At 70.1% G+C, this 25,082-nt stretch carries 25 protein-coding genes; 12 read left to right on the top strand and 13 right to left on the bottom strand.

The genetic code is table 11. The annotated features are described in order from the left end of the window. Positions 1 to 281 precede the first annotated feature (281 nt). Together ABD164_RS00295 and ABD164_RS00290 are read right to left on the bottom strand one after the other, a co-directional pair. Positions 282 to 2,429 (bottom strand): RecQ family ATP-dependent DNA helicase, encoded by a 2,148-nt coding sequence (locus ABD164_RS00295; protein WP_344292237.1) that lies wholly within the window; start codon positions 2,427 to 2,429, stop codon positions 282 to 284. A gap of 108 nt (positions 2,430 to 2,537) precedes the next feature. Beyond that, entirely contained in the window at positions 2,538 to 3,617 is a 1,080-nt protein-coding gene (locus ABD164_RS00290; protein ID WP_344292235.1) for an LLM class flavin-dependent oxidoreductase, read from the bottom strand. 82 nt (positions 3,618 to 3,699) lie between these two features. On the opposite strand from ABD164_RS00290, the gene ABD164_RS00285 reads away from it, so the two are divergent. From ABD164_RS00285 to ABD164_RS00265, 5 genes are all read left to right on the top strand, one after another. Further along, the gene (locus ABD164_RS00285) at positions 3,700 to 4,152 is read left to right on the top strand and encodes a DUF2871 domain-containing protein (protein ID WP_344292234.1); all 453 of its coding nucleotides are present in this window, start codon (positions 3,700 to 3,702) and stop codon (positions 4,150 to 4,152) included. Positions 4,153 to 4,246: 94 nt separating this feature from the next. Next, positions 4,247 to 4,420: a hypothetical protein gene (locus ABD164_RS00280; RefSeq protein ID WP_344292232.1), complete on the top strand. Its 174-nt coding sequence runs from the start codon at positions 4,247 to 4,249 to the stop codon at positions 4,418 to 4,420. Positions 4,421 to 4,446: 26 nt separating this feature from the next. After that, positions 4,447 to 5,028, top strand: a complete 582-nt coding sequence (locus ABD164_RS00275; protein ID WP_344292230.1) for a TetR/AcrR family transcriptional regulator — start codon at positions 4,447 to 4,449, stop codon at positions 5,026 to 5,028. Then, positions 5,025 to 5,771: an ABC transporter ATP-binding protein gene (locus ABD164_RS00270; RefSeq protein WP_344292228.1), complete on the top strand. Its 747-nt coding sequence runs from the start codon at positions 5,025 to 5,027 to the stop codon at positions 5,769 to 5,771. Before ABD164_RS00275 ends, ABD164_RS00270 begins: the two co-directional genes overlap by 4 nt. After that, the gene (locus ABD164_RS00265) at positions 5,768 to 6,568 is read left to right on the top strand and encodes an ABC transporter permease (RefSeq protein ID WP_344292226.1); all 801 of its coding nucleotides are present in this window, start codon (positions 5,768 to 5,770) and stop codon (positions 6,566 to 6,568) included. Before ABD164_RS00270 ends, ABD164_RS00265 begins: the two co-directional genes overlap by 4 nt. A gap of 34 nt (positions 6,569 to 6,602) precedes the next feature. Here the strand turns inward: ABD164_RS00265 and ABD164_RS00260 are convergent, their stop codons facing one another. From ABD164_RS00260 to paaI, 3 genes are all read right to left on the bottom strand, one after another. Continuing rightward, a complete protein-coding gene (locus ABD164_RS00260) occupies positions 6,603 to 7,232 on the bottom strand; it encodes a TetR/AcrR family transcriptional regulator (RefSeq protein ID WP_344292224.1) in 630 nt (209 codons plus the stop codon). Positions 7,233 to 7,269: 37 nt separating this feature from the next. Further along, complete coding sequence (gene paaK / locus ABD164_RS00255) at positions 7,270 to 8,529, bottom strand: phenylacetate--CoA ligase PaaK (protein ID WP_344293343.1); 1,260 nt, start codon at positions 8,527 to 8,529, stop codon at positions 7,270 to 7,272. A 158-nt stretch (positions 8,530 to 8,687) separates the two neighbouring features. Then, positions 8,688 to 9,149: a hydroxyphenylacetyl-CoA thioesterase PaaI gene (paaI, locus tag ABD164_RS00250; protein ID WP_425545872.1), complete on the bottom strand. Its 462-nt coding sequence runs from the start codon at positions 9,147 to 9,149 to the stop codon at positions 8,688 to 8,690. 140 nt (positions 9,150 to 9,289) lie between these two features. Here paaI and paaA point away from each other — a divergent pair, with 140 nt between their 5' ends. The 6 genes from paaA to ABD164_RS00220 all read left to right on the top strand — a co-directional run bounded on the left by paaA (position 9,290) and on the right by ABD164_RS00220 (position 14,291). Beyond that, positions 9,290 to 10,273 (top strand): 1,2-phenylacetyl-CoA epoxidase subunit PaaA, encoded by a 984-nt coding sequence (gene paaA, locus ABD164_RS00245; RefSeq protein ID WP_344292222.1) that lies wholly within the window; start codon positions 9,290 to 9,292, stop codon positions 10,271 to 10,273. Continuing rightward, on the top strand, positions 10,273 to 10,578 hold the full coding sequence (gene paaB, locus ABD164_RS00240; protein ID WP_231045818.1) for a 1,2-phenylacetyl-CoA epoxidase subunit PaaB: 306 nt from the start codon (positions 10,273 to 10,275) through the stop codon (positions 10,576 to 10,578). Before paaA ends, paaB begins: the two co-directional genes overlap by 1 nt. Beyond that, entirely contained in the window at positions 10,575 to 11,441 is an 867-nt protein-coding gene (gene paaC / locus ABD164_RS00235; protein WP_344292220.1) for a 1,2-phenylacetyl-CoA epoxidase subunit PaaC, read from the top strand. The genes paaB and paaC overlap by 4 nt, the downstream gene beginning before the upstream one ends. A 158-nt stretch (positions 11,442 to 11,599) precedes the next feature. Beyond that, entirely contained in the window at positions 11,600 to 12,100 is a 501-nt protein-coding gene (gene paaD, locus ABD164_RS00230) for a 1,2-phenylacetyl-CoA epoxidase subunit PaaD (RefSeq protein WP_344293338.1), read from the top strand. Continuing rightward, a complete protein-coding gene (paaE, locus tag ABD164_RS00225; protein WP_344292218.1) occupies positions 12,100 to 13,374 on the top strand; it encodes a 1,2-phenylacetyl-CoA epoxidase subunit PaaE in 1,275 nt (424 codons plus the stop codon). The genes paaD and paaE overlap by 1 nt, the downstream gene beginning before the upstream one ends. Positions 13,375 to 13,505: 131 nt before the next feature. Next, the gene (locus tag ABD164_RS00220) at positions 13,506 to 14,291 is read left to right on the top strand and encodes an enoyl-CoA hydratase/isomerase family protein (RefSeq protein WP_344292216.1); all 786 of its coding nucleotides are present in this window, start codon (positions 13,506 to 13,508) and stop codon (positions 14,289 to 14,291) included. 91 nt (positions 14,292 to 14,382) lie between these two features. On the opposite strand, the gene mnhG is transcribed toward ABD164_RS00220, so the two are convergent. Genes mnhG through ABD164_RS00190 form a run of 6 tightly spaced genes read right to left on the bottom strand, consistent with a single transcriptional unit; the run spans position 14,383 to position 20,904 of the window. Then, positions 14,383 to 14,736, bottom strand: coding sequence for a monovalent cation/H(+) antiporter subunit G (gene mnhG / locus ABD164_RS00215; protein WP_344292214.1), 354 nt, complete (start codon positions 14,734 to 14,736; stop codon positions 14,383 to 14,385). A gap of 52 nt (positions 14,737 to 14,788) precedes the next feature. Then, entirely contained in the window at positions 14,789 to 15,061 is a 273-nt protein-coding gene (locus ABD164_RS00210; protein WP_344292212.1) for an MrpF/PhaF family protein, read from the bottom strand. Further along, a complete protein-coding gene (locus tag ABD164_RS00205) occupies positions 15,058 to 15,711 on the bottom strand; it encodes a Na+/H+ antiporter subunit E (protein WP_344292210.1) in 654 nt (217 codons plus the stop codon). Before ABD164_RS00205 ends, ABD164_RS00210 begins: the two co-directional genes overlap by 4 nt. Further along, positions 15,708 to 17,294, bottom strand: coding sequence for a Na+/H+ antiporter subunit D (locus tag ABD164_RS00200; RefSeq protein WP_344292208.1), 1,587 nt, complete (start codon positions 17,292 to 17,294; stop codon positions 15,708 to 15,710). Before ABD164_RS00200 ends, ABD164_RS00205 begins: the two co-directional genes overlap by 4 nt. Continuing rightward, positions 17,291 to 17,842, bottom strand: a complete 552-nt coding sequence (locus tag ABD164_RS00195; RefSeq protein ID WP_344292206.1) for an NADH-quinone oxidoreductase subunit K — start codon at positions 17,840 to 17,842, stop codon at positions 17,291 to 17,293. The genes ABD164_RS00200 and ABD164_RS00195 overlap by 4 nt, the downstream gene beginning before the upstream one ends. Then, positions 17,839 to 20,904 (bottom strand): Na+/H+ antiporter subunit A, encoded by a 3,066-nt coding sequence (locus tag ABD164_RS00190; protein ID WP_344292203.1) that lies wholly within the window; start codon positions 20,902 to 20,904, stop codon positions 17,839 to 17,841. Before ABD164_RS00190 ends, ABD164_RS00195 begins: the two co-directional genes overlap by 4 nt. Before the next feature lie 117 nt (positions 20,905 to 21,021). On the opposite strand from ABD164_RS00190, the gene ABD164_RS00185 reads away from it, so the two are divergent. Beyond that, complete coding sequence (locus ABD164_RS00185) at positions 21,022 to 22,239, top strand: ATP-binding protein (RefSeq protein ID WP_344292201.1); 1,218 nt, start codon at positions 21,022 to 21,024, stop codon at positions 22,237 to 22,239. 93 nt (positions 22,240 to 22,332) lie between these two features. Here ABD164_RS00185 and ABD164_RS00180 read toward each other — a convergent pair whose 3' ends face one another. Beyond that, entirely contained in the window at positions 22,333 to 23,037 is a 705-nt protein-coding gene (locus ABD164_RS00180; RefSeq protein WP_344292199.1) for an ABC transporter ATP-binding protein, read from the bottom strand. Next, complete coding sequence (locus ABD164_RS00175) at positions 23,034 to 25,082, bottom strand: branched-chain amino acid ABC transporter ATP-binding protein/permease (protein WP_344292197.1); 2,049 nt, start codon at positions 25,080 to 25,082, stop codon at positions 23,034 to 23,036. The genes ABD164_RS00180 and ABD164_RS00175 overlap by 4 nt, the downstream gene beginning before the upstream one ends.

Raw genomic sequence — 25,082 nt, 5'->3', positions numbered from 1 at the left:
GCCGGTCGGCGACCGCCCAGAGTTCCGGCCGAGCGCACGCTTGTCGTGTGCGAGTGTTGGTGCCCGCATACCTCGCCCCGTGAAGTTGCCCGCAGGGGCACGTCAAACGCAACAGACCTGTCAGTTGGGTATCCGAACGACCCCGCACGGAGGCGGATCAGCACGCCGACATCCTGGAGGGTGCTCGACGATTACGCAGAGACAATCCGCCGCTCCAAGGTGCACCGTTGTCCCACCTCCTCGGTCGCGCCCGATCACGGTGCGCCGGTGCGAGACCGCCGTCAGCCGCGCAGCGCGAGCACGAACGGCAGCACGTCGGTGGCCCCCGCAGCGCGCAGCGCACGGGCCGCAACCGTGAGGGTCCACCGGCTGTCGGCGAGGTCGTCGACGAGCAGGATCGGGCCGTCGGGCAGATCGAGACCATCGGCCGAGAATCGCCCCCACAGTCCGGCGAGGCGATAGGCGCTGTTGCCGCCCGGCTGCCCGCTCGGCCCGCCGTCGACCGTTGCGAGCGCCCCGAGGTACGGCAGCCGGCCCACGCCGGACAATCCGCGGGCGAGCGATTCGACGAGCATCGGCCGCGACCGCGACGGCACTGAGACGACTGCGACCGGACGTTCGGCCCACCCCCACTCGCCGAGCACCCGCACGCACGCGGCGAGCACGGCGGGCGGCACCGGGGCATCGGCGGCCCCGGGTGCGAAGATCTCACGCATGGCGTTGCCCCAGCCGAGGTCGGTGAGTCGTGCGAGCGCGCGGCCCTCGGCGGGTCGCTCGCCGGCGGGGATACGCCCCTTGACCCCCACGCCGAGGCGGTCGACGCCGGTCGGCCACTGCGCGCGCGGCTCGATCGGAACACCGACCCGGTCGAGGGCCCCCGCGGCCGTGGCGGCGGCCGACCCCGCGACATCCGTCGGGTACCAGGCGCCCGCGCAGTTGTCGCAGCGCCCGCAGGGAGTCGCCGTCTCGTCATCGAGCGAACGCTGCAGGAACTCCATGCGGCACCCGTCGGTGCGCTCGTAGTCGATCATGTGCTGCTGTTCGGCGACGCGTTCTGCCGCGATGCGTTCGTAGCGCTCGGCGTCGTAGAGCCACGGCTCGCCGGTCGCGACCCAGCCGCCCTGCACTCGCCGAACCGCTCCGTCGACGTCGAGCACCTTGAGCAGCAGCTCGAGCGGCGTGCGGCGGATGTCGACGAGGGCCTCGAGCGCCGGTGTCGACGTCGGGCGCTCGAGTTCGAGGGCGGCGATGACGCGCTCGGCGCGCTCGCGGTCGGGCATCGACGCAGTGGCGAAGTACCGCCAGATGTCGGGGTCTTCGGTTCCGGGCAGCAGCAGCACGTCGGCGTTCTCGGTGGCGCGGCCTGCGCGCCCCACCTGCTGGTAATAGGCGACCGGCGACGAGGGGGCGCCGAGGTGCAGCACGAAGCCGAGGTCGGGCTTGTCGAAGCCCATGCCGAGCGCGCTCGTCGCCACGAGCGCCTTGACCTCGTTGCGCTTGAGGCGCCCCTCGGACTCTTCGCGCTCTTCAGTCGGCGTCTGGCCGGTGTAGGCCCGCACGTCGTGCCCCGCTTCGCGCAGCAGCCGGGCGGTGTTCTCTGCCGCCGACACGGTCAGCGTGTAGATGATGCCCGAACCCGGCAGGTCGTCGAGATGGCTGAGCAGCCAGCCGAGCCGGGTCTTCGAGTCGGGCAGGCGCAGCACCCCGAGCCGCAGCGACGCACGCGCGAGCGGCCCGCGGATCGTCACCACGCCGCCGCCGTCGGCGCGCTCAGATGCCCCGCGGTCGCGATCGGATGCCTCGACACCGAGTTGCTCGGCAACGTCGGCCACCACCCTGCTGTTCGCCGTCGCGGTCGTCGCGAGCACCGGCACCCCCTGCGGCATGCGCGTGATGAGCTCGCGCAGCCGCCGGTAATCGGGGCGGAAGTCGTGGCCCCAGTCGCTGATGCAGTGCGCCTCGTCGACGACGAGCATGCCGATGCGGCGCACCAGCGCGGGCAACTGCTGCTCGCGGAACGACGGATTGTTGAGCCGCTCAGGAGATACGAGCAGCACATCGACCTCGTCGCGGTCGAGCCGCGCGAGCACGTCGGTCCACTCGTGCGCGTTCGTCGAGTTGATGGCCACCGCTCGCACGCCGGCACGCTCGGCGGCCGCGATCTGGTCGCGCATGAGCGCGAGCAGCGGCGACACGAGCACGGTCGGCCCCGCACCGTGCCGACGCAGCAGCAGCGTGGCCACGAAGTACACCGCCGACTTGCCCCACCCCGTTCGCTGCACCACGAGCGCGCGCCGCCTGCCGTCGACGAGCGCGGTGATCGCCTCGTACTGACCGTCGTGGAACTCGACGTCGTCGCGCCCCACGAGGTCGCGCAGCGCGGCGAGGGCGTCGGCGCGGGTGTCGGCGGTTGGCGCGGCGGAAGTCATGCCCTCACTCTGGCCCACACGACCGACAGACGGCTGGATGGGCGGGGTCTCGATACGGCGCTGGCGCGCCTACTCGACCGACGATGCCGTGTGCGCCTCCGAAGGTCGCTACTCGACCGACGACGCGGGCTCCCACCCGATGGCAGGCCCGACGTGCTCGGCGATCGAGGCGAGCAGGTGCGTGTTGTACTCGACGCCGAGCTGGTTCGGCACGGTCACGATCAGGGTGTCGGATGCCGCGACCGCGGCATCGTGCGCGAGCTCGGCCGCGATCGCATCGGGCTCGCCGATGTAGCTCTTGCCGAATCGCGCGAGCCCGCCGTCGAGGAATCCGACCTGGTCTTTCGTGTCGCCCACCATGCGCGGGCCGAAGATCTCGCGGTCGCGGTCGTTGACGAGCGGGATGACGCTGCGCGACACCGAGATGCGGGGCGTGCGCTCCCAACCGGCTTCGGCCCACGCGTCACGGTAGAGCTGGATCTGCTCGGCCTGCAGCTCGTCGAACGGCACGCCCGTGTCTTCGGTGAGCAGCGTCGAGCTCATCAGGTTCATGCCCTGTTGGGCCGTCCACTGCGCGGTCGCGCGAGTGCCGCTGCCCCACCAGATGCGGTCGGCGAGCCCGGGCGACTGCGGCTGGATCGGCAGGTTGCCGGTCGATCCCGTCATCTTCGGATCGGCGGGCGCGACGCCCGCGCCGGCAATGGCGGCACGGAACAGCTCGGTCTTGGCGCGTGCGAGGTCGGCGTCGGTCTGCCCCTCGGGTGGCACGAAGCCGAAGGTGTGCGCACCGTTGAGCGCGGGCTCGGGTGACCCGCGGCTCACGCCGAGCTGCAGCCGGCCCTCGCCGCCCGAGTGGGCGCTGATGAGGTCGGCCGCCGCGGCCTCTTCGGCCATGTAGAGCGGGTTCTCGTACCGCATGTCGATGACGCCCGTGCCGATCTCGATGCGGCTCGTGCGCGCCCCGATTGCGGCGAGCAGCGGGAACGGCGACGCGAGCTGCCGGGCGAAGTGGTGCACGCGGTAGAACGCGCCGTCGATGCCGAGCTCTTCTGCCGCGACCGCCAGTTCGATCGACTGCACGAGGGCGTCGCCGCCCGTGTTCGTCGCCGACTCGGGCGACGGATGCCAGTGGCCGAATGAGAGGAACCCGATGCGCTTCTTCATACGAAGTGCAGCAGCTTGGGACATCCGCTCATTCCCATCTCGAACGTTCGATTGATGCGGCGATTCCGCGCACGCGTCAGGCTCGACGCGACGAAAGGATCATGTCATGAATCGACTCTTCGCCGCCGCGTCGGCGTACCTCGTGCTCGGGCTCGGTGCCGGACTCTTCTACCGCGAGTTCACGAAGGCGAACGACTTTCCGGCGGGGGAGTTCACGCAGCTCGCGGTCGCGCACACGCACCTGCTGACGCTCGGGTTCCTCGTGCTGCTCATCGTGCTCGCGCTCGAGAAGGTCTTCACGCTGTCTGCGAGCCCGCTCTTCGGGTGGTTCTTCTGGGTCTACAACGCGGGGGTGGTGCTGACCTCGGCGATGATGGTCTGGCACGGCTCGCTGACCGTGCTCGGCGAGCAGGCGGGCGGCATGATCGCCGGTATCGCGGGCCTCGGACACATCGTCATCACCGCCGGGTTCGTACTGCTGATGCTGGCGCTGCGTGGTCGCATCACGGCGGCGAAGGTCGCGCAGTCGGCCGTGCCGGTGGCGGCATCCGAGGGCTGAGTCCAGCGGTATCGCGGGAATACGGCATCTGCCCGATGCCGTGGGGCTGCCTTAGCGAGGAGTCTCTCTGTCAGAGAGACGAACCGGAGCAGCCATGATGATCTCAGAATTCAGCTTCCCGCACCTGCAGGCGGCGCAGGACGCACGCCTGGCGCAGCAACTCGAGCGTCGTCGCGTCGCGCTCGAGCGGCGGGCCGAGCCGGTGCCGCGCCGTGCCGGGCGGCGCGCTGCGCTCTCGATCCGGGGTGCGAAGCCTGCATTGCGGTAAAGAATGTTAGAGGCTAACATTCTCGGGTGAGGAACAATGCCGCTGCAGTCTCCGTCATGCCGACGAAGCGCGAGCGCACTCAGGCCGCGCTCCTCGAGGCCGGCCTCGACCTGTTCGAGCGCCAGGGCTACGAGGCGACCACCGTGGCCGAGATCGCACGCGCCGCCGGCGTCACCGAGATGACGTTCTTCCGATACTTCGCCGCCAAGGAGCACCTTCTCCTCGACGACCCGTATGACCCGGTGCTGACTGCGGCGATCGCGCAACAGCCACGCGAGCTGGCGCCGTTCACGAGGGCCGCCCGTGGCATTCGCGCGGCCTGGCGGGCGCTGCCCGAACCCGCTACGCCGGTGATCCGGCGCCGAGTGCGCGTGGCCGCGCGCACGCCCGCGCTGCGTGGTGCCGTGTGGCGATCGACGGGCAACACCGAGCAGGCGATCATCGAGCAGCTCGTCGCTGACGGAGCAACGCTCGAGGTCGCGCGTGTCGCAGCGGCATCCGTGCTCGCGGCCCTCGTGGCGGGGCTCTTCACGTGGGCCGACGGCGAGCACCTGACACTCGCCGACGCGATCGAGCAGGCGCTCGATGTGATCGAGGTGGGCGCGTGACCTCGCACGAATGCACTCCGCCGCGGCTCGAGGGTCACGGGCTCGTCCGCCGATTCCGCGGCGGAGCCGGCCTTCGCGGCGTCGATCTCACCGTTTCAGCTGGCGAGATCCACGCGATCGTCGGCCTGAACGGCGCCGGCAAGACGACCCTCATGCGCGTGCTGCTCGGCATGCTCCGTGCCGATGAGGGCGAGGGGCGCGTCAACGGGGTCGGGCTGCGAGATGCGGATGCCGCGACGTGGGCCCGGGTCGGGCAGGTCGTCGAGCAACCGCTCGCCTATGCAGAACTCACCGCCCGCGGCAACCTCGAGATCGCCGCGCGGCTGCACGGAATCGAACCGGGCCGAGTCGCGGGCATCGTCGACCATGCGATCGAGGAGTTCGACCTCGGGCGCTATGCGCCGGTGCGCACGAGTCGGCTCTCACTCGGCAACCGCCAGCGTGTCGGCCTCGCGGCCGCCCTGCAGCATGGGCCGTCGGTGATCGTGCTCGACGAGCCGACGAACGCCCTCGATCCGGCCGGGGTGATCCTGCTGCGCGAATCGCTGCTTCGCCGCGCGGCAGCCGGTGCCGGCATCCTCGTCTCGAGCCACCACCTCGACGAGGTCGCACGCGTGGCCGACCGCATCACGGTGATCAACGACGGCCGTGCGATCGGCTCGCTCGACCCCGGCGGTCTCGATCTCGAACGCGCCTTCTTCGACCTCGTGCTCACTGACGACGAGGCGCGGAGGTCAGCGTGACCGCCGCCACTCCGACGAGCAGCGCCGCGGCGCCGCACGGCCTGCTGCGCGCCGCCATCGCCGTCGAAGCGCGCAAGGCGTGGTCGTCGCACGTGATGCTGTGGACCACCGTGCTGCTCGTCGTCGGCGTCGGCGCCCTGGCGCTGGGGATTCTCGCCGCCGTGGCATCCGGTGAGGCCCAGGTGATCGCCAAGCTCGGGCCGCTCGCGGGCGTCGGCGGCTGGGCCGGCCTCGTCGGCATCGTGGTGCAGGTCACCGCCGCCGGCGGGCTCGGTGCGTTCGGCATCGCCCTCAGCTGGATGTTCGGCCGCGAGTTCGCCGACGGCACCGTCGCCGCGCTGTTCGCGCTGCCGGTGCCGCGTGCGGCGATCGCCCTCGGCAAGCTGATCGTCTACGTGATCTGGGCCATCGCTGTCGCCGCGCTGCTCACGGTCGTCGTCGGCGGAGTGGGGCTCGTGCTGGGGTACGGCGCGACCGATGCGGCGGGGTTGCGCGAACTCGCCCGCCTGCCGGTGCTCGTGGTGCTCACGGCGCTGATCGCCGTGCCCGCCGCGTGGGCGGCGACCCTCGGGCGTGGCCTGCTTCCCGGTGTCGCCACGACGATCGGCATCATCGTGGTCGCGCAGGTGCTGGCCATCGCCGACGTCGGCGCGTGGGTGCCGATCGTCGCGCCGGCACTCTGGGCGATCGCGCCCGACTCGGTGCCGGCCGCGGCACTGCTCACCGTGCCGTCGGTTCCGCTGGTGTTCGGCGCGCTCTGCGGGGTGGCATGGGCGCGGCTGCAACTCGACCGGTGAAGGGTCTCGCCCGGTCTAGGTGGCGCGCACGGCGTCAGCCGAGCAGCTGCTGCACCCGGTTCGACGTCGGCATGCGCAGCCCGTCGAGGGCGACCGCGATGACGTCGTCGGCCAGCCGATCGGCGTCTTCCTTGCCGCCGGGGCGATACCACTCGACGATCGAGTTGATCATGCCGAAGGTGAGGCGCGACACGACGCTCGCATCGATGTCGCTGCGCAGCGACCCCTCGGCCTGGGCCTCGGAGACGAGCGACGTGACCTCCTTGTCGAAGGCCCGACGTCGGGCGACGGCGCGGCGCTCGACCTCGGTGTTGCCGCGCACGCGCAGCAGCAGGGTCACGTACGCGAGCTTGTCGACGAGCACGTGCACGGCGCCGCGGAGCACGAGGTCGAGCCGGTCGGCCGCACGGCCGCGCACGGCACCGGTCTGCTCGAGCACGCCCTCGAGGGCTCCCAGCGCCTCGTCGAGCGCGCGCTCGAGGATCTCGTCCTTCGAGGCGAAGTGGTGGTAGATCGCCGACTTCGAGAGTCCGAGCCGGTCGGCGAGCACGCCCATCGACGTCGCGTCATAGCCGTACTGGTTGAACGCGGCGACGGCCACGTCGAGGATCCCCTGCTGGTCATAGCCGGGACGGCCTCTTCGCATCGTTCCGTTGTCAGGCATCGGGCTCAGTCTCGCACCTGGGGGCCGCGGGATCGGATCACTGATTCCGCAGGTCGTAGACCCGCTTGTACTTGCCCTCGCTGCGCGGGAGCGTGCCCGGCTCCTCGAGCTTCACGGCGACGGATGACCCGATGAACTGCTTGATGCGCTCGGCGAGCACGACCGTCGCGGCCTCGCACGTCGCGACCGACAGGTCGGGGTGACGTTCGATGCGTACGGTCATCTCGTCCATCGTGCCCGTGCGGGTCAGCTCGAGGATGAAGTGCGGCGTGAGCTGCTCGATGCCCAGCACGAGCTCTTCGATCTGCGTCGGGAAGAGGTTGACGCCGCGCAGGATGATCATGTCGTCGTTGCGGCCGGTGATCTTCTCGATGCGGCGCATGGCGGGGCGGGCTGTGCCGGGCAGCAGCCGGGTGAGGTCGCGGGTGCGGTACCGGATCACTGGGAACGCCTCTTTCGTGAGCGACGTGAACACCAGCTCGCCCATGGTGCCGTCGGGCACGCGCTCGAGCGTGTCGCCGTCGACGATCTCGGGCAGGAAGTGGTCCTCCCAGATGTGCGGGCCGTCCTTCGTCTCGATGCATTCGTTGCCGACGCCGGGCCCCATGACCTCGCTGAGCCCGTAGATGTCGAGCGCGTCGATGCCGAGGCGGTGCTCGAGCTCGTGGCGCATCTCATTCGTCCACGGTTCGGCGCCGAGCACGCCGACCTTGAGGCTCGTCGAGCGGGGGTCGATGCCGGCATCCACCATCGCGTCGGCGATCGTGAGCAGGTAACTGGGCGTGCAGAGGATGGCGTCGGGCTCGAAGTCGCGGATCAGCTGCACCTGGCGTGCGGTCTGCCCGCCTGACATCGGGATGACGGTCGCGCCGAGCTTCTCGATGCCGCCGTGCGCGCCGAGGCCGCCGGTGAACAGGCCGTAGCCGTAGGCGTTGTGCACCTTCATGCCGGGCCGGATGCCGCTCGCCCGCAGCGACCGGGCGATCAGCGTCGCCCAGTGGTCGAGGTCGCCCTTCGTGTAGCCGACCACGGTCGGCCGCCCGGTCGTGCCCGACGAGGCGTGGATGCGCGCGACCCGCTGCATCGGCACGGCGAACATGCCGAAGGGGTAGGTCTGCCGCAGGTCTTCTTTCGTCGTGAACGGCAGCTTCGCGATGTCGTCGAGCGAACGGATGTCGCTCGGGTGCACTCCCGCGTCGTCGAACTTGGTCGTGTACAGCGGCACGTTCTCGTAGGCGTGCCGCACGGTGTGCTGGAGGCGCTCGAGCTGCAGCGCCTCGAGCTCGGCGCGCGACATCCGCTCTTCGGGGTCGAGCTCTTCGGGGGTGGGCGGCGTGAGGCCGGAGACGCTGGCACGGGAGGTGGTCGTCGTCGACACGGTGTGCTCCTCGAGGTCGGGTGGGCCCGTCGGGTCTCGATACGCTCGCTGCGCTCGCTCCTCGACCGGCGGGGGTGTCAGAAGGTGCGGTTGGTGGAGATCGACCGGCCGCGGAACTCGGCGACCGTGTCGCCGTGGTCGTCGACGACCGTGACGTCGTAGAGGCCCGTGCGGCCGCTCTTCGCGCGTCGCACCGCCGTCGCGGTGAGGGTCTGCCCGGCCACGGTGGACTTCAGGAACGTGATGTCGGCGCCGGCGGCGACGGTGACGTTGTTGTCTTCGTTGCACGCGATCGCGAACGCGGTGTCGGCCAGCGTGAACACGAGGCCGCCGTGCGTGATGTGGAAGCCGTTCGTCATGTCGTCGCGCACGAGCATCGAGACGACCGCGTGGCCCGGGTCGTCGCGCTCGACGACCATGCCGAGTGCGGCCGAGGCCAGGTCGCGATCCATCATGGCGCGGTTCACGCGCTGCGCCGCGTCGGTCGAGGCGTCGTCGGTCGCGGCTCGTGTCGCGGCATCGGTCGCGGCATCCGTCATCTGGAGCTCCTCATCGAGTTCGCGCGCCGTTGCTGCGACGCTCAGGATGACTATATACTAACTGAACGATCGGTTAGTAATGTTGGATCGCGCTGCAGATTGCAGTGCGCCCGCAGGCCGCGAACACACAGGAGTCGACGATGACCTCTCCCGCAGACCTCAGCGCGGTCGAGAACGAACGAGCGCAGGCGCTCTTCGACGACCTCATCGCGAAGGACTCGCGCATCGAGCCCCGCGACTGGATGCCCGATGCCTACCGCAAGACGCTGATCCGGCAGATCAGCCAGCACGCGCACTCCGAGATCATCGGCATGCAGCCCGAGTCGAACTGGATCACCCGGGCGCCGAGCCTCAAGCGCAAGGCCATCCTCATGGCGAAGGTGCAAGACGAGGCCGGCCACGGGCTCTACCTCTACTCGGCGGCGCAGACCCTCGGCATCTCGCGTGAAGAGATGATGGACCAGCTGATCACCGGTCGCGCGCGCTACTCGTCGATCTTCAACTACACGACGCCCACCTGGGCCGACATGGGTGCCATCGGCTGGCTCGTCGACGGCGCCGCGATCTGCAACCAGGTGCCGCTCTGCCGCGCGTCGTACGGGCCCTACGGCCGCGCGATGGTGCGCATCTGCAAAGAGGAGTCGTTCCACCAGCGTCAGGGCTTCGAGATCCTGCTCGAGCTCATGCAGGGCAGCGAGGCGCAGCGCGAGATGGCGCAAGACGCCGTGAATCGCTGGTACTGGCCCTCGCTCATGATGTTCGGGCCGCCCGACGACGAGTCGCCGAACTCGGCGCAGTCGATGGCGTGGAACATCAAGCGATTCTCGAACGACGAGCTGCGCCAGCGCTTCGTCGGCATGCTCGTGCCGCAGGCCGAGGTGCTCGGCGTGACCCTGCCCGACCCGAATCTTCGGTACGACGAGCAGACCAAGCAGTACGACATGAGCGAGATCGACTGGACCGAGTTCAACGAGGTGCTCGCCGGGCGGGGTCCCGCGAACGCCGAGCGCATCCGCCGTCGGCGCGACGCCCACGAAGAGGGCGCCTGGGTGCGCGAGGCCGCCGCCGAATACGCCCGCAAGCAGTCCGAACGCGAGTTCGCGGCATCCGGGGCGGTGGCGTGATGTCGACCCCCGGCGAGATGGGCACCGAGTCCTGGCCCCTGTGGGAGGTCTTCGTGCGTGCCAACCGCGGCCTCAGCCACGTGCACGTCGGGTCGCTGCACGCACCCGACTCCGACATGGCGGTGCGCAACGCCCGCGACCTGTACACGCGGCGCAACGAGGGCGTGTCGATCTGGGTGGTGCCCGCCGACGCGATCACCACGAGCGACCCCGATGCCAAGGGCGCGTTCTTCGAGAGCCCCGCGGGCAAGAACTACCGCCACGCGGTGTACTACACGAAGAGCGAGGGGGTGAAGCACCTGTGAGCGCCGACCTCGATCCGCACGGCGACGCCCACGGCGATGTCACCGTCGACCAGCTCGCGCTCGCCGACGAGCTCGCGGGCGTGGGCGCCGGCGGCGCGGGTGCGGTCGCATCGACGGATGTCGCGGAGTACGCCCTTCGGCTCGGCGACGACTCGCTCGTGCTCGCGCAGCAGCTCGGCATGTGGATCGCCAGGGCCCCCGAACTCGAAGAGGATGTCGCGCTCGGCAACATCGCCCTCGACCTCATCGGGCACGCCCGCTCGCTGCTGCACTACGCCGGAACCGCGACGGGCCGCAGCGAAGACGACCTCGCCTACTGGCGCGATGAGCCCGAGTGGCGCAACGCCTGGCTCTTCGAGCAGCCCAACGGCGACTTCGCGCACACCATCGCCCGCCAGTTCTTCGTCGCTGCCTACCTGTACGAGCTCTACGGCGACCTCAGCGCGTCGACCGACCCGACACTCGCCGCCATCGCCGCGAAGTCGGTGAAAGAGGTCGACTACCACCGCGACCACGCCATCCAATGGGTGCTGCGCCTCGCGGGCGGCACCGACGAGTCGAGACGCCGCATGATCACGGCGGTCGCCGACACCTGGCCGTACGTCGACGAGCTGTTCGTCGACGACGAGCTCGTCGAGCGGCTCGCGAACGACGGCGTCGCGGTGCTGCCGTCGAGCCTGCGTGGCGCGTTCGACGCCGCGATCGACGCGGTGCTCGCCGAGGCCGAGCTCGAGCTGCCCACCGGTCGCACCGCGTTCACCGCGTCGGGTGGCGGCCGATTCGGTCGCCACACCGAGCACCTCGGACCGCTGCTCGCCGAGATGCAGGTGCTCGCCCGCCAGCACCCGGGGGCATCATGGTGACCGCGGTGGCCGGTCGAGCGGTGGATCGAGTAGGCGCGCCAGCGCCGTATCGAGATCTCGCGAGCGCCAGTGAGCGTATCGAGACCCTCGCAGGTGGCCTCGATACGCGTCCTCCTTCGTCGGTCGCTACTCGACCGGCGGAGCACGTCGCCCGGCCGCTGCCGAGCGACCCGGCGGCCGCGCGCGCGTGGGACGTCGCCGCGACCGTGACCGATCCCGAGATCCCGGTGCTGACGATCGAAGACCTCGGCGTGCTGCGCTCGGTCGAGATCGCCGACGACGGCGCCGTGCGCGTGCAGCTGACGCCCACGTACAGCGGATGTCCCGCGATGGACGCGATGCGCGACGACGTGGTGCTCGCGCTCACGCACGCGGGTTACGACGACGTGCGCGTCGATCTCGTGCTCGCCCCGGCGTGGACCACCGACTGGATGAGCGACGAGGGCAAGCAGAAGCTGCGCAGGTACGGCATCCAGGCGCCCTCGGGCAATGCGGCCGTGCGCGGCTCGGGGCCGATCCGGCTGCAACTCGCGGTGAAGTGCCCTCGCTGCGACTCGCTCAACACGCGCGAACTCGCCCGCTTCGGATCGACGTCGTGCAAGGCGCTCTACGAATGCCGCGACTGCCTCGAGCCGTTCGACTACTTCAAGGTGCTCTGATGGCGGCCAAGAACCTCGGCTCGTCCTCCGCCGGTCGAGTAGGCGCGCCAGCGCCGTATCGAGACCTCGGGTCGGGTCTCGATACGCCTCCTTCGTCGGCTACTCGACCGGCGGCTCCCCAACCCACGGATGCCTCGGTCGCCGAGGCGTTCCTCGCCTCGACCGTCGGCGGCGAACACGTCGCCAAGCGGCACCGCGCCCGCTTCCACCCGCTCGAGGTCTCAGAGGTGCGGCCGCTCACCGCCGACGCCGTCGAGGTGACCTTCGCGGTGCCCGACGCCCTCGCCGACGACTACACCTACCTGCCCGGCCAGTACGTCGCGCTGCGCACCGAACTCGAGGGCCACGAGCGTCGCCGCAGCTACTCGATCTGCCGGCCGCCCGAGCGTGGCAGCCTCTCGGTCGCGATCAAGCGCGACCTGGGCGGCGTGTTCTCGACGTGGGCGAACACCGAGCTGAAGGCCGGCGACACGCTCGATGTGATGAGCCCGCAGGGCACGTTCACGTCGACACTCGACGCGCTCGACGGCAAGCACATCGTCGGCATCGCCGCGGGCTCGGGCATCACCCCGCTCATGGCGTTGGCGCACACGGTGCTGGCGCGGTCCGCGACATCCGAATTCGAGCTCGTCTACACGAACCGGTCGACGCTCGACGTGATGTTCCTCGAGGAGCTCGCCGACCTGAAGGACCGCTACCCGTCGCGGCTCGCCGTGCACCACGTGCTCTCGCGCGAGCAGCGCACGGCGCCGCTGCTGTCGGGGCGCATCGACGCGCCGAAGCTCGAGACGATGCTCGACCTGCTCATCCGGCCCGAGACGGTCGACGAGTGGTTCCTCTGCGGACCGTTCGAGCTCGTGCAGCTCAGCCGCGACACGCTCGCGGCGAAGGGCGTCGACCCCGCGCACGTGCGCTACGAGCTGTTCACGACCGACGCCGACCGCGTCGAGCCGCGCCATGGGCGGCCCGTCGTGGTCGAGCGGGGCGAGCCGACGGTGGCGATCGAGTTCACACTCGACGGGCAGTCGTCGACGGTCGAGAGCCCGCTGTCGGCGAACGAGTCGATCCTGAACGCGGCGCTGCGCATCCGTCCCGACGTGCCCTTCGCGTGCGCCGGCGGCGTCTGCGGCACCTGCCGGGCGCGGGTCATCGAGGGCAGCGTGGCGATGACCGAGAACTACGCGCTCGAGCCCGACGAGCTCGAGCGCGGATACGTGCTCACGTGCCAGTCGCACCCCAAGTCCGACCGCGTCGTGGTCGACTACGACGTGTAGCCCACCCGCCCCCGCCCGCCCCATCCGTTCCATCCATCGTTCCGGGGGTGCATTCCCGCAAGAATTGCCCCAGAAGGGGCATCCGAGTTGCGGATTTGCACCCCCGGAACGGAAAACAAAGAGGAGCAAGCATGATCGAGCTGACAGTGCACGACGGCGTCGCCGAGGTCGTGCTGAATGCGCCCGAGAAGCTCAACGCGCTCGACCCCGCGGCGCTCGCCGAGTTGAGCGACGCGTATGTCGAGGCCGAACGGATGACCCGGGCCGGCGAAATACGTGCGCTCGTGCTGCGCGGCGAGGGGCGCGCATTCTGCGCGGGCCGCGACATCTCGGGCGTCGACCCGCGTGACGACGACGTGCTCGGCTACCTCGGCGGCATCGTCGAGCCGCTGCTGCGCCGAATGTCGGAGTTCCCGGCGCCGACGTTCGCGGTCGCGCACGGCGCGTGCCTCGGCGTCGGCCTCGGGCTGCTCATCGCGAGCGACATCGTGTACGTCGCCGACACGGCCAAGATCGGCTCGCCGTTCGCGAACCTCGGCGCGACGCTCGACTCGGGCGGGCACGCGCTGTTCGTCGAGCGCCTCGGCGCGCACCGCACCATGGACCTCATCGTCACCGGCCGGCTGATGTCGGGCGCCGAGGCCGTGGCCGCCGGACTCTTCTCACAGGCCTTCCCCGCCGACGAGGTCACCGAGGCCACCCGCACCGCGGCCCGCGCCGCGGCCAACGGCGCGACCCAGGCGTTCGTCGCATCGAAGCGCCTCGTCGCCGCCCTGCGCGACGACCGCCTCGGGCTCTGGGCGTCGATGGCTGACGAGAACCGCGCGCAGGCTGCGCTCTGCGACACCGATGACTATCGCGAGGGCTTCGCCGCGTTCCAGCAGAAGCGCAAGCCGGTGTTCACGGGCCGCGGCTGACCGCGTCGACACGGCCCCAACCGCTGCCGAGTCACCCGAAAGAGTCGCCCCGAGCCGGACAGCGCGACCGTTCGGGGTGACTCGGCGTGGGCTACGCGCGCGGTTGCTCGTGCTGGGCGATGTCGTCGCCGAGGTCGTCCTCGATGAGCAGGTCGAACCGCACGTGGTCGCTGCGGTACGCGGCGCGGCCGATCATGTGCGCCGTCATCGGCTGGGTGAGCAGCTGGAACGTCAGCACGAGCACCGCCGTCGACAGCACGCCCCACGTCGGCACCTGCAGCACGATCGCGAGCAGCACGGTGGCGAGCCCGAGCACCTGCGGCTTCGTCGCGGCATGCAGTCGGGTGAGCACGTCGGGGAACCGTACGATGCCGATGCCGGCGGCCATCGAGAGGAAGGCGCTGATCAGGATCAGCAGCCCGGCGGCGATCTCGGCGGCGCTCATCGTCGGCCCCCCGCTCGAGCGAGCAGTGTGATCGGCGCGATCTCGGCGGCGGTCACGAGGCATCCTGCTTCGCCATGAACCGCGCGATCGCGATCGAGCCGACGATGGCGAACATCGCGAGCACGAGCAACACCACGAGCGTGTCGGTGTGCTTGTTGATCGCCATCTCGGCGCCGAGCGCGCACATCGAGATCGCGAGCAGCACGTCGGTGGCGAGCGCCCGATCGAGGATCGTCGGCCCCCGAATGATGCGAGAGACCGCGGCGATGGCGCCGATGCCGAACATGACGGCGGCGATGATGCCGACGACGGTGAGGAAGGTCACGATGCGCCTCCGTTCTGTGACGGGCCGTCGGATGTCCCGGGGTCGCGGCCGTGAGGTCTCGATACGTGCTTCGTGCCGCTGAGCCGGCGAGCGCGCCGCTCGGCACGCACGACCTCGGCCTGCTCACGTGTGCCGATGGCGAGCACGATGCGCTCTTCGGTGCCGAGCACGTGGCGGTAGGTGCGGTCGATGTCTGACTGGGTGCGGGTGCCGAGCGCGTGCAGGTAGAGCAGCCCGCGTTCGCGGTCGATGTCGACGACGACGGTGCCCGGCACGACCGAGGTCGCCTCGGCGGTGAGGGTGGTCACGAGGTCGGAGCGTGTGTGCAGCTGCACGGCGATGATCGAGTTCACGGGCTTCCACCACGGCCAGAGCGAGAACGCCGCGACCTGCAGCGACGCGACCGTGACGTCGTACATCATGCGCAGGCCGAGCAGCAGCCCACGCCACGGGTTGAAGCGGCCGCTGAGCAGCACGGGCGGCAGGTACAGCGCTCGCGTCACGCCGACGGCGAGCAGCACGCCGGTGACGACGGTGAGCACATCGATGTGGTCCCAGAGCAGCAGCCACAGCACGAGCAGCCCGACGAGCAGCGGCAGTTGCCGCCACACCGACCGCCAGCGCGAGACGTCGCGCGTCGCCTCGCTCATTGCACACCCCCGGGGAAGACGAGCGAGACGTAGATCGACGGGTCACCGAGTCCCTCGGCGGCACGGCCCGCGAGGTCGAACAGGGGTCCGGCGAAGACCGTGAGGCTCACGGTGACGATCACGAGCGTGGCCGTCGCCACGATCATGAGCACGGGCGTCGTGCGAGTGGCCGTGACCGTGACGCCCTCGGGCGCCTCGAGCACCGATTCGAGCAGCACCGACTCGTAGCCCTCGAGCTCGTCGCGGCGGCGCCAGAAGGCCATGTTCCAGAACCGGGTGAGCGCGTACAACGTGACGAGCGACGTCGCCGCGCCCGCCGCGATGACGACCCAGATGAGCCACGCAGGCCCGGATGGGGCATCCGCCGCCGTGCCCTGCGCCCCGGCGACGAACAGCCCCACCTTGCCGAGGAACCCCGAGAACGGTGGAATGCCGCCGAGGTTCAGCGCGGGGATGAAGAACAGCACGGCGAGCAACGGCGACGCCTTGAGCAGTCCCGCGAGCCGGTTGATCGAGGTCGCCCCGCCGAATCGCTCGATGAGCCCGGTGGTGAGGAACAGCGTCGTCTGCACCGTGATGTGGTGCACGACGTAGTAGATGGTCGCAGTGAGCCCCAGCACACTCGCGAGCCCGATGCCGAAGATCATGTAGCCGATGTGGCTCACCAGGGTGAACGAGAGCAGTCGCTTGATGTCGGCCTGCGTCAGCGCGCCGAGGATGCCGATGAGCATCGTGAGCCCGCCGATCACGAGGAACAGCCCCGACAGGTCGCTCGCGCTGAAGATCGACGTCTCGGTGCGGATGATCGAGTACACGCCGACCTTCGTGAGCAGGCCCGCGAACACGGCGGTCACCGGCGCGGGCGCGGTGGGGTAGGAGTCGGGCAGCCAGAACGACAGCGGGAACACCGCCGCCTTGATGCCGAACGCCATGAGCAGCAGCAGGTGCAGAATCAGCTGCACGTCGTCGGGCAGCTCGGCGAGGCGCACCGACAGCTGGGCGATGTTCGCCGTGCCCGTGGCGCCGTAGATGAGCGCGATCGCCGAGAGGAAGAACAGCGACGACACGAGGCTCGTGATGATGTAGGTGACGCCGGCGCGGATGCGCTCGCCGGTGCCGCCGAGGGTGAGCAGCACGTAGCTCGCGGCGAGCAGGATCTCGAAGCCGACGTAGAGGTTGAACAGGTCGCCCGCGATGAACGCGTTGAACACGCCCGCCGACAGGATCAGGTACGAGGGGTGGAAGATCGAAACCGGCGTCTCGCGGTGCTGGTCGGCGATGCCCTGGCCCACCGAGTACACGAGCACGACGACGAGCATGATCGCCGAGATCAGCAGCATGATCGCCGACAACCGGTCGACGACGAGGGTGATGCCCCACGGGGCATCCCACCCGCCGACGTAGACGACGGCCGGCCCGGTCGTGTCGACCATGACGAGCAGCACGGCCGCGATGGCGGTGACCGCGGTGAGCACGCCGACCGCGACGGCGATCTGGGCGCGGCGGTGCCGACCGAGCACGAGCGTCGTCGCGGCGCCGAGCAGCGGCAGCAGCACGACGAGGGGCACGAGTGAGGCGGTCATCGGTTCGCCCCCTCATCCGGTGATCGAGTAGCGCCCGACGAAGGAGGACGCGTATCGAGATCATCACGCGAGGATGCCTCGCGCTCGAGCTCTTCGTCGAAGTCGAACTCCTCGTCGCTCGCATCGATGATCGATTGGATCGCCGCGTCGTCGGCCGCGGACGAGCGGATGAGGTCGGCCGCCTCTTCGGCGTCTTCGACGAGTTCGGTCTCGTCGTCGACGAGGTCGCCCTTGGGGCCGAGGCGGGCCAGCCACCATGAGCGGTAGATGAGGGCGAGCATGAACGCGGTGATGCCGAGGTTGATGACGATCGCGGTGAGCACGAACGCCTGCGGCAATGGGTCGGAGATCTCGGTCTCGTCGACGCCGGGGGAGAGGATCGGCGCGAGGCCGGGGGCGCCGCTCATGAGGTAGATGAGGATGTTCACGGCGTTGCCGACGAGCAGGAACCCGATGAGCACGCGGGTGAGGCTGCGTTCGAGCATCACCGAGATGCCGGCGCCGAAGAGCACAGCCATGAGCACGACGAGGGTCAGCGAGGCGGTCATGCGCGCACCTCGCCTTCGGTCGGTCGAGTAGCGCCCGACGAAGGAGGACGCGTATCGAGACCCGCTGCGGTGGTCTCGATACGCTCCTCGGGCGCTAGATCTCGATATGGCGCTGGCGCGCCTACTCGATCCGACGCTCGACCGGCGGGTTCCTCTTCGGACTCCTCCTGGTGGCGGTCGACCTCGGCGCCGAGCGAACGCAGGATGTCGAGCACGAGGCTGACGACCACGAGGTACACCCCGATGTCGAAGAGCGTCGAGGTGCCGATCGAGAGGTGTCCGAGCACGGCGACGTCGGCCTCGAACCAGGTCGACTGGAACACCGTGGCGCCGAACACGAGCGGCATCGCGGCAGTGCCGGCGGCGAGCAGCAGGCCCGTGCCGAGCAGCCGTCCGGCGTCGACCGGCGCGGCCTCGCCGAGCTCGTAGCGACCCCCGGCGAGGTAGCGCGCGACGAGTGCGAGCCCCGCGAGCAGGCCGCCGGCGAAGCCGCCGCCGGGCGCGTTGTGCCCGACGAACAGCAGGTAGACCGACACGATGATCGCGGGGTGGAAGAGCAGCCGCACCAGCACTTCGATGAGGATCGACCGGTTGCGCGGCGACAGGGTGCGGCCGGCGAGCAGCCACGTCTGGCGGGTCTCGTGCGCTTCGGCCGCCTCGTCGGTCTCGTCGTCGACGTCGGCGAGCCTCGGGCGGGCCGCGCGCATGCTCGACGCGAGTTCGGGCACGGGCTGCAGGCGGTTGCGCCGGTCGGGCGACGCGTCGAGGCGAGGTGCGCCGCCGGTGCGGCCCGACACGAAGATGAGGCTCGCGACGCCGGTGGCGACGGCGACGAGCACCGAGATCTCACCGAGCGTGTCCCAGGCGCGGATGTCGACGAGCATGACGTTCACGATGTTCGTGCCGTGCGCCTCGATCGCGAGCGCGGGCAGCCCCTCGGCGATGGTCGGCTCGATGCGGGCACCGAGTGCCACGAGGCCGATGACGCCCATGACGAGGCCCGCCAGCAGGCCGATGACGACACGGTTCACGCGTCCGAGGGCAGTGGGGTGCGCTGCGCTCTGCTTGGGCAGGCGACGCAGCACGAGCACGAACACGACGAGGGTGAGGGTCTCGACGAGAGCCTGGGTGAGGGCGAGGTCTGGGGCGCCCGACATTCCGAACAGCAGCACGAGCCCGTAGCCGGTGACGCTCACGAGCAGCACCGACGTCACCCGTCGTCGAACGATGGCGGCCACGATCGCCGCGACGATCATGACCAGCGCGACGAACGGCTGCGCCGGATCATCCCAGAGCCGCACTGCATCGGGCCATGTCTGGTTCATAAGCGCCGCGCTGCCGAGCCCGCCGATGAAGACGGCGATGATGATCGCGAGATAGCCGGTGAGACCGCGCACCTGGAACGCCGTCGTGACCCACGCCGCGATGCGATCGACGACCGAGACGATGCCGAGGTACCCGCGTGCTGCATCGAGGGTCGGCGGCATCGCCGCCTGCATGCGTGCGACGCGCTGGCGCCCCCAGACGAGCACCGCCGCGATCGCGAACACCGCCGCCGACAGGGCGAGGGCGGGTTCGAGCCCGTGCCAGAGCGCCAGGTGGTACTGCTCGGAGCCGGGCAGGGAGTCGGCGTAGGCGGCGAGCAGCGGTTCGATGAACGGCACCGTGAACGCGAACACGACGCTCGCCGCCGAGAGCAGCGCCGGCGCGGTCGCGATGAGCGCGCCCTCGCGGTGCAGCGGCGTGGGCGCGACATCGGCTCGCGTGAAGAACGCGCCCCACAGGAAACGCGCACTGTACGCGACCGTGAGCACCGAGCCGAGGAACGCCGCGGCGAGGGCGACCCAGCCCCAGCCGTCACCCGTGACCGCTGCCTCGAGCTCGGCGGTGAACACCGCCTCTTTCGCGACGAATCCGAGCAGCGGCGGCAGCCCCGCCATCGATCCGGCGGCGACGAACGCGATCGTCGCGACGACCGGCATGCGACGGCCGAGACCCGAGAGCTTGCGCCAATCGCGGGTGCCCGCCGCGTGGTCGATGATGCCGACGACGAGGAACAGCGCCGCTTTGAAGATCGCGTGCGCGAGCAGCAGCGCGACGCCCGCGAGCGCCGCGTCGCGCGTGCCGAACCCGGTGACCATGACGAGGAAGCCGAGCTGGCTGACCGTGCCGTACGCGAGCAGCAGCTTGAGATCGTACTGCCGCAGCGCGCGCCAGCCGCCGACGAGCATGGTGAATGCGCCGAGGCCGATGACGATCGGATGCCACACCTCGAGTTCGGCGTAGCCGGGGGCGAGACGCGCAACGAGGTAGACACCGGCCTTCACCATGGCGGCGGCGTGCAGGTAGGCGCTCACGGGTGTCGGCGCGGCCATGGCAGCCGGCAACCAGAAGTGGAACGGCACGAGAGCGCTCTTCGACACCGCCCCGATGAGGATGAGGGCGATCGCCCACTCGCCCGCCGCACCGGTGACCGGGTTCGCGATGAGCTCGGCGAGCGACGTCGTGCCGCCCGCGACGGTGAGGATGACGAGGCCGATGAGCATCGCGAGCCCGCCGAAGGTGGTCACCGTGAGGGCTTGCAGCGCGGCACCGCGGCTCTCTTTGCGGCCCGTGTAGTGGCCGATGAGCAGGTACGACAGCACGCTCGTGGCTTCCCAGAACGTGAACATGATGTAGACGTCGTCGGCGGTGACGAGTCCGAACATGACGCCCGCGAAGGCGAGCAGCAGTGCGGCGAAGCGACCGAGCGCCGGCTCGTCGTCGCTGAAGTAGCGCATGCAGTAGAGCAGCACGAGGGCGCCGATGCCGGTGACGATGAGCGAGAGCAGCAGGGCGAGCGCGTCGAGCCGGAAGCTCAGGGCGATGTCGAGGGCGGGGATCCACGGCACGGTTTCGACGACGGGTGTGCCCGCGAGCACGCCCGGCACCCACGTGAGCAGCAGCACGAACACCGCGGCGGGCAGCAGTGCGATGACGGCGAAGACCCGGCGGCCGAGCAGCCTCGTGGCGTATGGGGTGACGAGGGCGAGAACCGCGAACGCAGCGAGGCTGGCGATCATTCAGCCTCCCAGCGGTCGCACTCGTTTCGTATCGATATTCTATCGGGGAGGGTTGTGGCTCTTAGTCCACTTTATGAAATCTCGATAAATCGGCCCAAGACTCCTAAACTCGCCAGCATGGACCGCATCAGCAACCCGTACACGCCGAACGCGGGCGCCGCGCCCGAGGTCGTCGTCGGCAGGGACGACCTGATCGAGGCGTTCACCGTGCTGCTGGGCCGGCTCGAACGACATCGCTCCGAGCAGTCGATGATCGTCACCGGCCTGCGCGGCGTCGGCAAGACCGTGCTGCTCGGCCGATTCGGCGAGATCGCCCGTTCGGCCGGTTGGGAGGTCGTCGAGATCGAGGCGAACAAGCACGACGACGCGCGGTTCCGGCAGACGATGTTCTCGCACCTGAGGGCGGCGCTGCTGCACCTGTCGCCCCGTGCCCGCTGGACCGAGCGCGGGCGGCGGGCCGCAGAGGTGCTCAGCGCCTTCGCGGTGTCGGTCGACCAGAAGGGCACGTTCAGCGTCTCGTGGGACGTGCCGCCCGCCGAGGGCGCAGGCGATCACGGCGACCTCTCGATGGACCTCACCGACGTGCTCGTGGCACTCGGCGAGGCGGCCGACGAGCAGCATCGCGGGGTCGCCCTGCTCATCGACGAGGTGCAATTCCTCGGTCGCACGCAGCTCGAGGCGCTCATCCAGGCCATCCACAAGACGGTGCAGCGCAGGCTGCCGGTCATATTCGTCGGGTCGGGGCTGCCGCAGATCGCCGAACTCGCGGGCGACGCGAAGTCCTACGCCGAGCGGCTCTTCACCTTTCCCGTCATCGGGTCGCTCGCGGGCGACGACGCCCGTGCGGCGCTCACCGAGCCCGCTCGCGTCGAGGGGGTCGTGTTCGACGACGACGCGGTCGACCTGGCGATCGAGATCACCCAGGGCTACCCCTATTTCATTCAGGAGCTCGGTCACGAGGTCTGGGCGGTCGCCGAGGGCCGCCGCGTGCACCGCAGCGATGTCGAGCTGGCCCGCGAGGCCTATGAAGCCAAGCTCGACGGTTCGTTCTTCCGGGTGCGGCTCGACCGGGCGACCCCGCTGCAGACCGCGTATTTGCGGGCGATGGCCGAACTCGGGCCCGAGCCGCAGAAGGCCTCCGATGTCGCGCGGGTGCTGGGGCGCGAGTCGACGCAGGTCGGGCCAACCCGGGCCGAGCTCATCGACATGGGGCTGCTCTACACGCCCGAGCACGGCTACGCCGCGTTCACCGTGCCCGACTTCGACGAGTTCATGAAGCGCGCGGTGCCCGAGCTCACGATCCCCGAGGTGAAGCGCCGGAAGGTCGACGACTGACGCGTGCAGCGGGTCTCGATACGCGTCGCCGCTGCGCGTCGGCGCTACTCGACCGGCGGAGCGGGCGTCGGCGCTGCTCGACCGGCGGTGCGCTCAGGCGGCCGCGCCGCCGAGGTAGGCGTTGCGCACCTCGGGCAGCTCGACGAGTTCGTGCGGCGTGCCCTCGAGCACCACCCGCCCGCGCTGCATCACGACCGCGCGGTCGGCGATGCCGAACGACGCGCGCACGTTCTGCTCGACGAGCAGCACCGCGAGCCCGCGCTCGCGCAGGTGGGTGAGCACCTTCATGATCTCGGCCACGACCTTGGGCGCCAGCCCGATCGACGGCTCGTCGAGCAGGATCGCCTTCGGGTCGGCCATGAGGCCGCGCCCGATCGCCACCATCTGCTGCTCACCGCCCGAGAGCGTGCCGGCGGCCTGGCCGAGGCGCGGCTGCAGCCGGGGGAACAGTTCGAGCACCGCGTCGAGGTCGCCCTTGCCGCGTCGCGTCCAAGCCCCGAGGTCGAGGTTGTCGCGTACCGACAGCGACGGAAAGCACAGGCGGTTCTCGGGGACGTGCGTGAGTCCGAGCGATGCCATCTTCTCGGTGGGTCGCCCGGTGATGTCGGTGCCGTCGAGCGTGACGCGCCCCGAGGTCGGCTTGAGGATGCCGTTCACCGCGCGCAGCAGCGTGGTCTTTCCGGCGCCGTTGGAGCCGACGACCGTGACGATCTCGCCCGCGGCGACCTCGAGGCTCACGTCGTGGAGGATCGCCAGTTTGCCGTAGCCTGCGCCGAGCGACTCGACCTTGAGCGTCATGACTGCTCCTCCAGTTCCTCGAGCTCGGCCTTCGCCTCTTCGGCGTCGGTGCCGAGGTAGGCGACGATGACCGCCGGATCGTTGCGCACCGACTCGGGATCGCCGTGTGCGATGAGCTCGCCCTCGTCGAGCACCGCGACGCTGTCGGCGAGCGCCATGACCTGCGCCACGTCGTGCTCGACGAGCACGATCGTGAGGCCGGCGTCGCGGAGTCGGCGAAGCAGGGCCGCGAGCATCTCGCGCTCGTGACCTGAGAGGCCGGCCATCGGTTCGTCGAGCAGCAGCAGCGCGGGCTCGAGGGCGAGCGCTCGGCACACCTCCATCATGCGCTGGCGGCCGAAGGGCAGGTCGCCGGCAGGAAGGCTCGCCACGTCGCCGAGGCGCATCGCATCGAGGATGTCCCGTGCGATGTCTTCGTGCGCGTACTGCTCTCGGCCCTGCAGGCCCAGCATGCCGCGCAGGATACCCGCGCGGCCCTTGCGGTAGCGGCCCATGTACACGTTGCCTTCGACGTCGGTCGACGAGAACACCTGCAGGTTCTGGAACGTGCGGGTGAGTCCGCGCACCGCGCCCACGTGCGGTTTGCGACCCTGCACCTCTTCGCCGAGGAACGAGACGGTGCCTGATGTCGGCGAGATGGCGCCCGTGATCATGTTGAAGCACGTGGTCTTGCCGGCGCCGTTCGGGCCGATGAGGCCCATGATGCGCCCGGCGGGCACCGTGAAGCTCACGTCGTTCACTGCGACGACGCCGCCGTAGCGCTTCGTGAGTCCGCGCACCTCGAGAATGGGTTCGCCCGCGGGCACGGGCGTCGAGACGGCGGGCAGGGCGGCCTCGGCGAGGTCGGAGCCCCCTGTGTCCGTCGCCGCGGCATCGGCATCGGCGTCTGCGTCTGCGTCTGTGTCGAAGAGCGCACCGGCGTCGCCCGGTTCGGCGGGCAGACCCCCGAAGGCGCGGGTGGGCACTTCGCCGACCGCGGCCCCTTCGGCTGCCGCACTCGCTGCCGCGGCATCGGCTCGCCGGCCGGCTCGCCCCCTGATGGCGGCCCACACCGTGCGCACGACCTGGTAGAGGCCGCCCGGCAGCAGCAGGATGACGAGGATGAGCACGAGACCGTAGCCGATCAGCTGCACCTCGCCGGTGGCGCCCGGGATGATCGCCGGGATCAGGTCGCGCAGCCCCTCGGAGAGCAGCTCCACGATGAACGCGCCCGCGATGGCGCCCCACACCGAGCCGAGCCCGCCGATGACGACCATGAGCAGCAGCTCGACCGACACGTGGAACTCGGCCACCTGCGGGGAGACGATCTGCACGTGGTAGGCGTAGAACACGCCGCCGAGGCCCGCGAAGCCGGCCGACAGGGTGAACACCTTCACGCGCAGGGAGTAGGTGTTCACGCCCAGCGACTCGGCCGCGAGCTCGGAGTCGTTGACCGCCGAGAGGGCGCGGCCCGCTCGGGAGCGCGTGAGGTTCAGGGCGAGGATCAGGCCGATGATCACGAACGGCGCGACGAACCAGAAGAAGAGGCCGTTGTTGTCGATCGAGATGCCGAAGACCTCGGGCCGGCCGAAGCCGTAGATGCCCGTGGTGCGGCCGGTGAAGTCCCATTCGCGCACCGCGATCATGACGATGAAGCCGAGGCCCAGGGTGGCGAGGGCGAGGTAGTGGCCGCGCAGGCGCAGCATCGGCAGACCCACGAGCAGGGCCGCGAGCATCGCCGCCACGACGCCGCCGATCGCGGCGACGACTCCGGGCATCTCGAACTTCTGCAGCAGGATCGCGTGCGTGTACGCACCGATCGCGAAGAACGCCGCCTGTCCGAGCGAGACCTGGCCGGCCAGGCCCATGAGCAGGGAGAGGCCGATCGCGGGCAGCGCGAAGATCATCGAGAACACCGCGATGTTCATCATCGAAGAGCTCGCGGTGAACGGCACGATCAGGATGATGACGGTCAACACCGCGATGCCGATGATGGTGGCGCGGTTGTTGGGCCAGAACCCGGTCTTCGACCGGACGGAGCCTTCGGTCTTGTCGAGGAGCGTCAC

Origin of the sequence: Agromyces neolithicus (assembly GCF_039529735.1) — a bacterium.
GTDB classification, from domain to species: domain Bacteria; phylum Actinomycetota; class Actinomycetes; order Actinomycetales; family Microbacteriaceae; genus Agromyces; species Agromyces neolithicus.
This window is presented reverse-complemented; position numbering and strand designations above follow the sequence as displayed.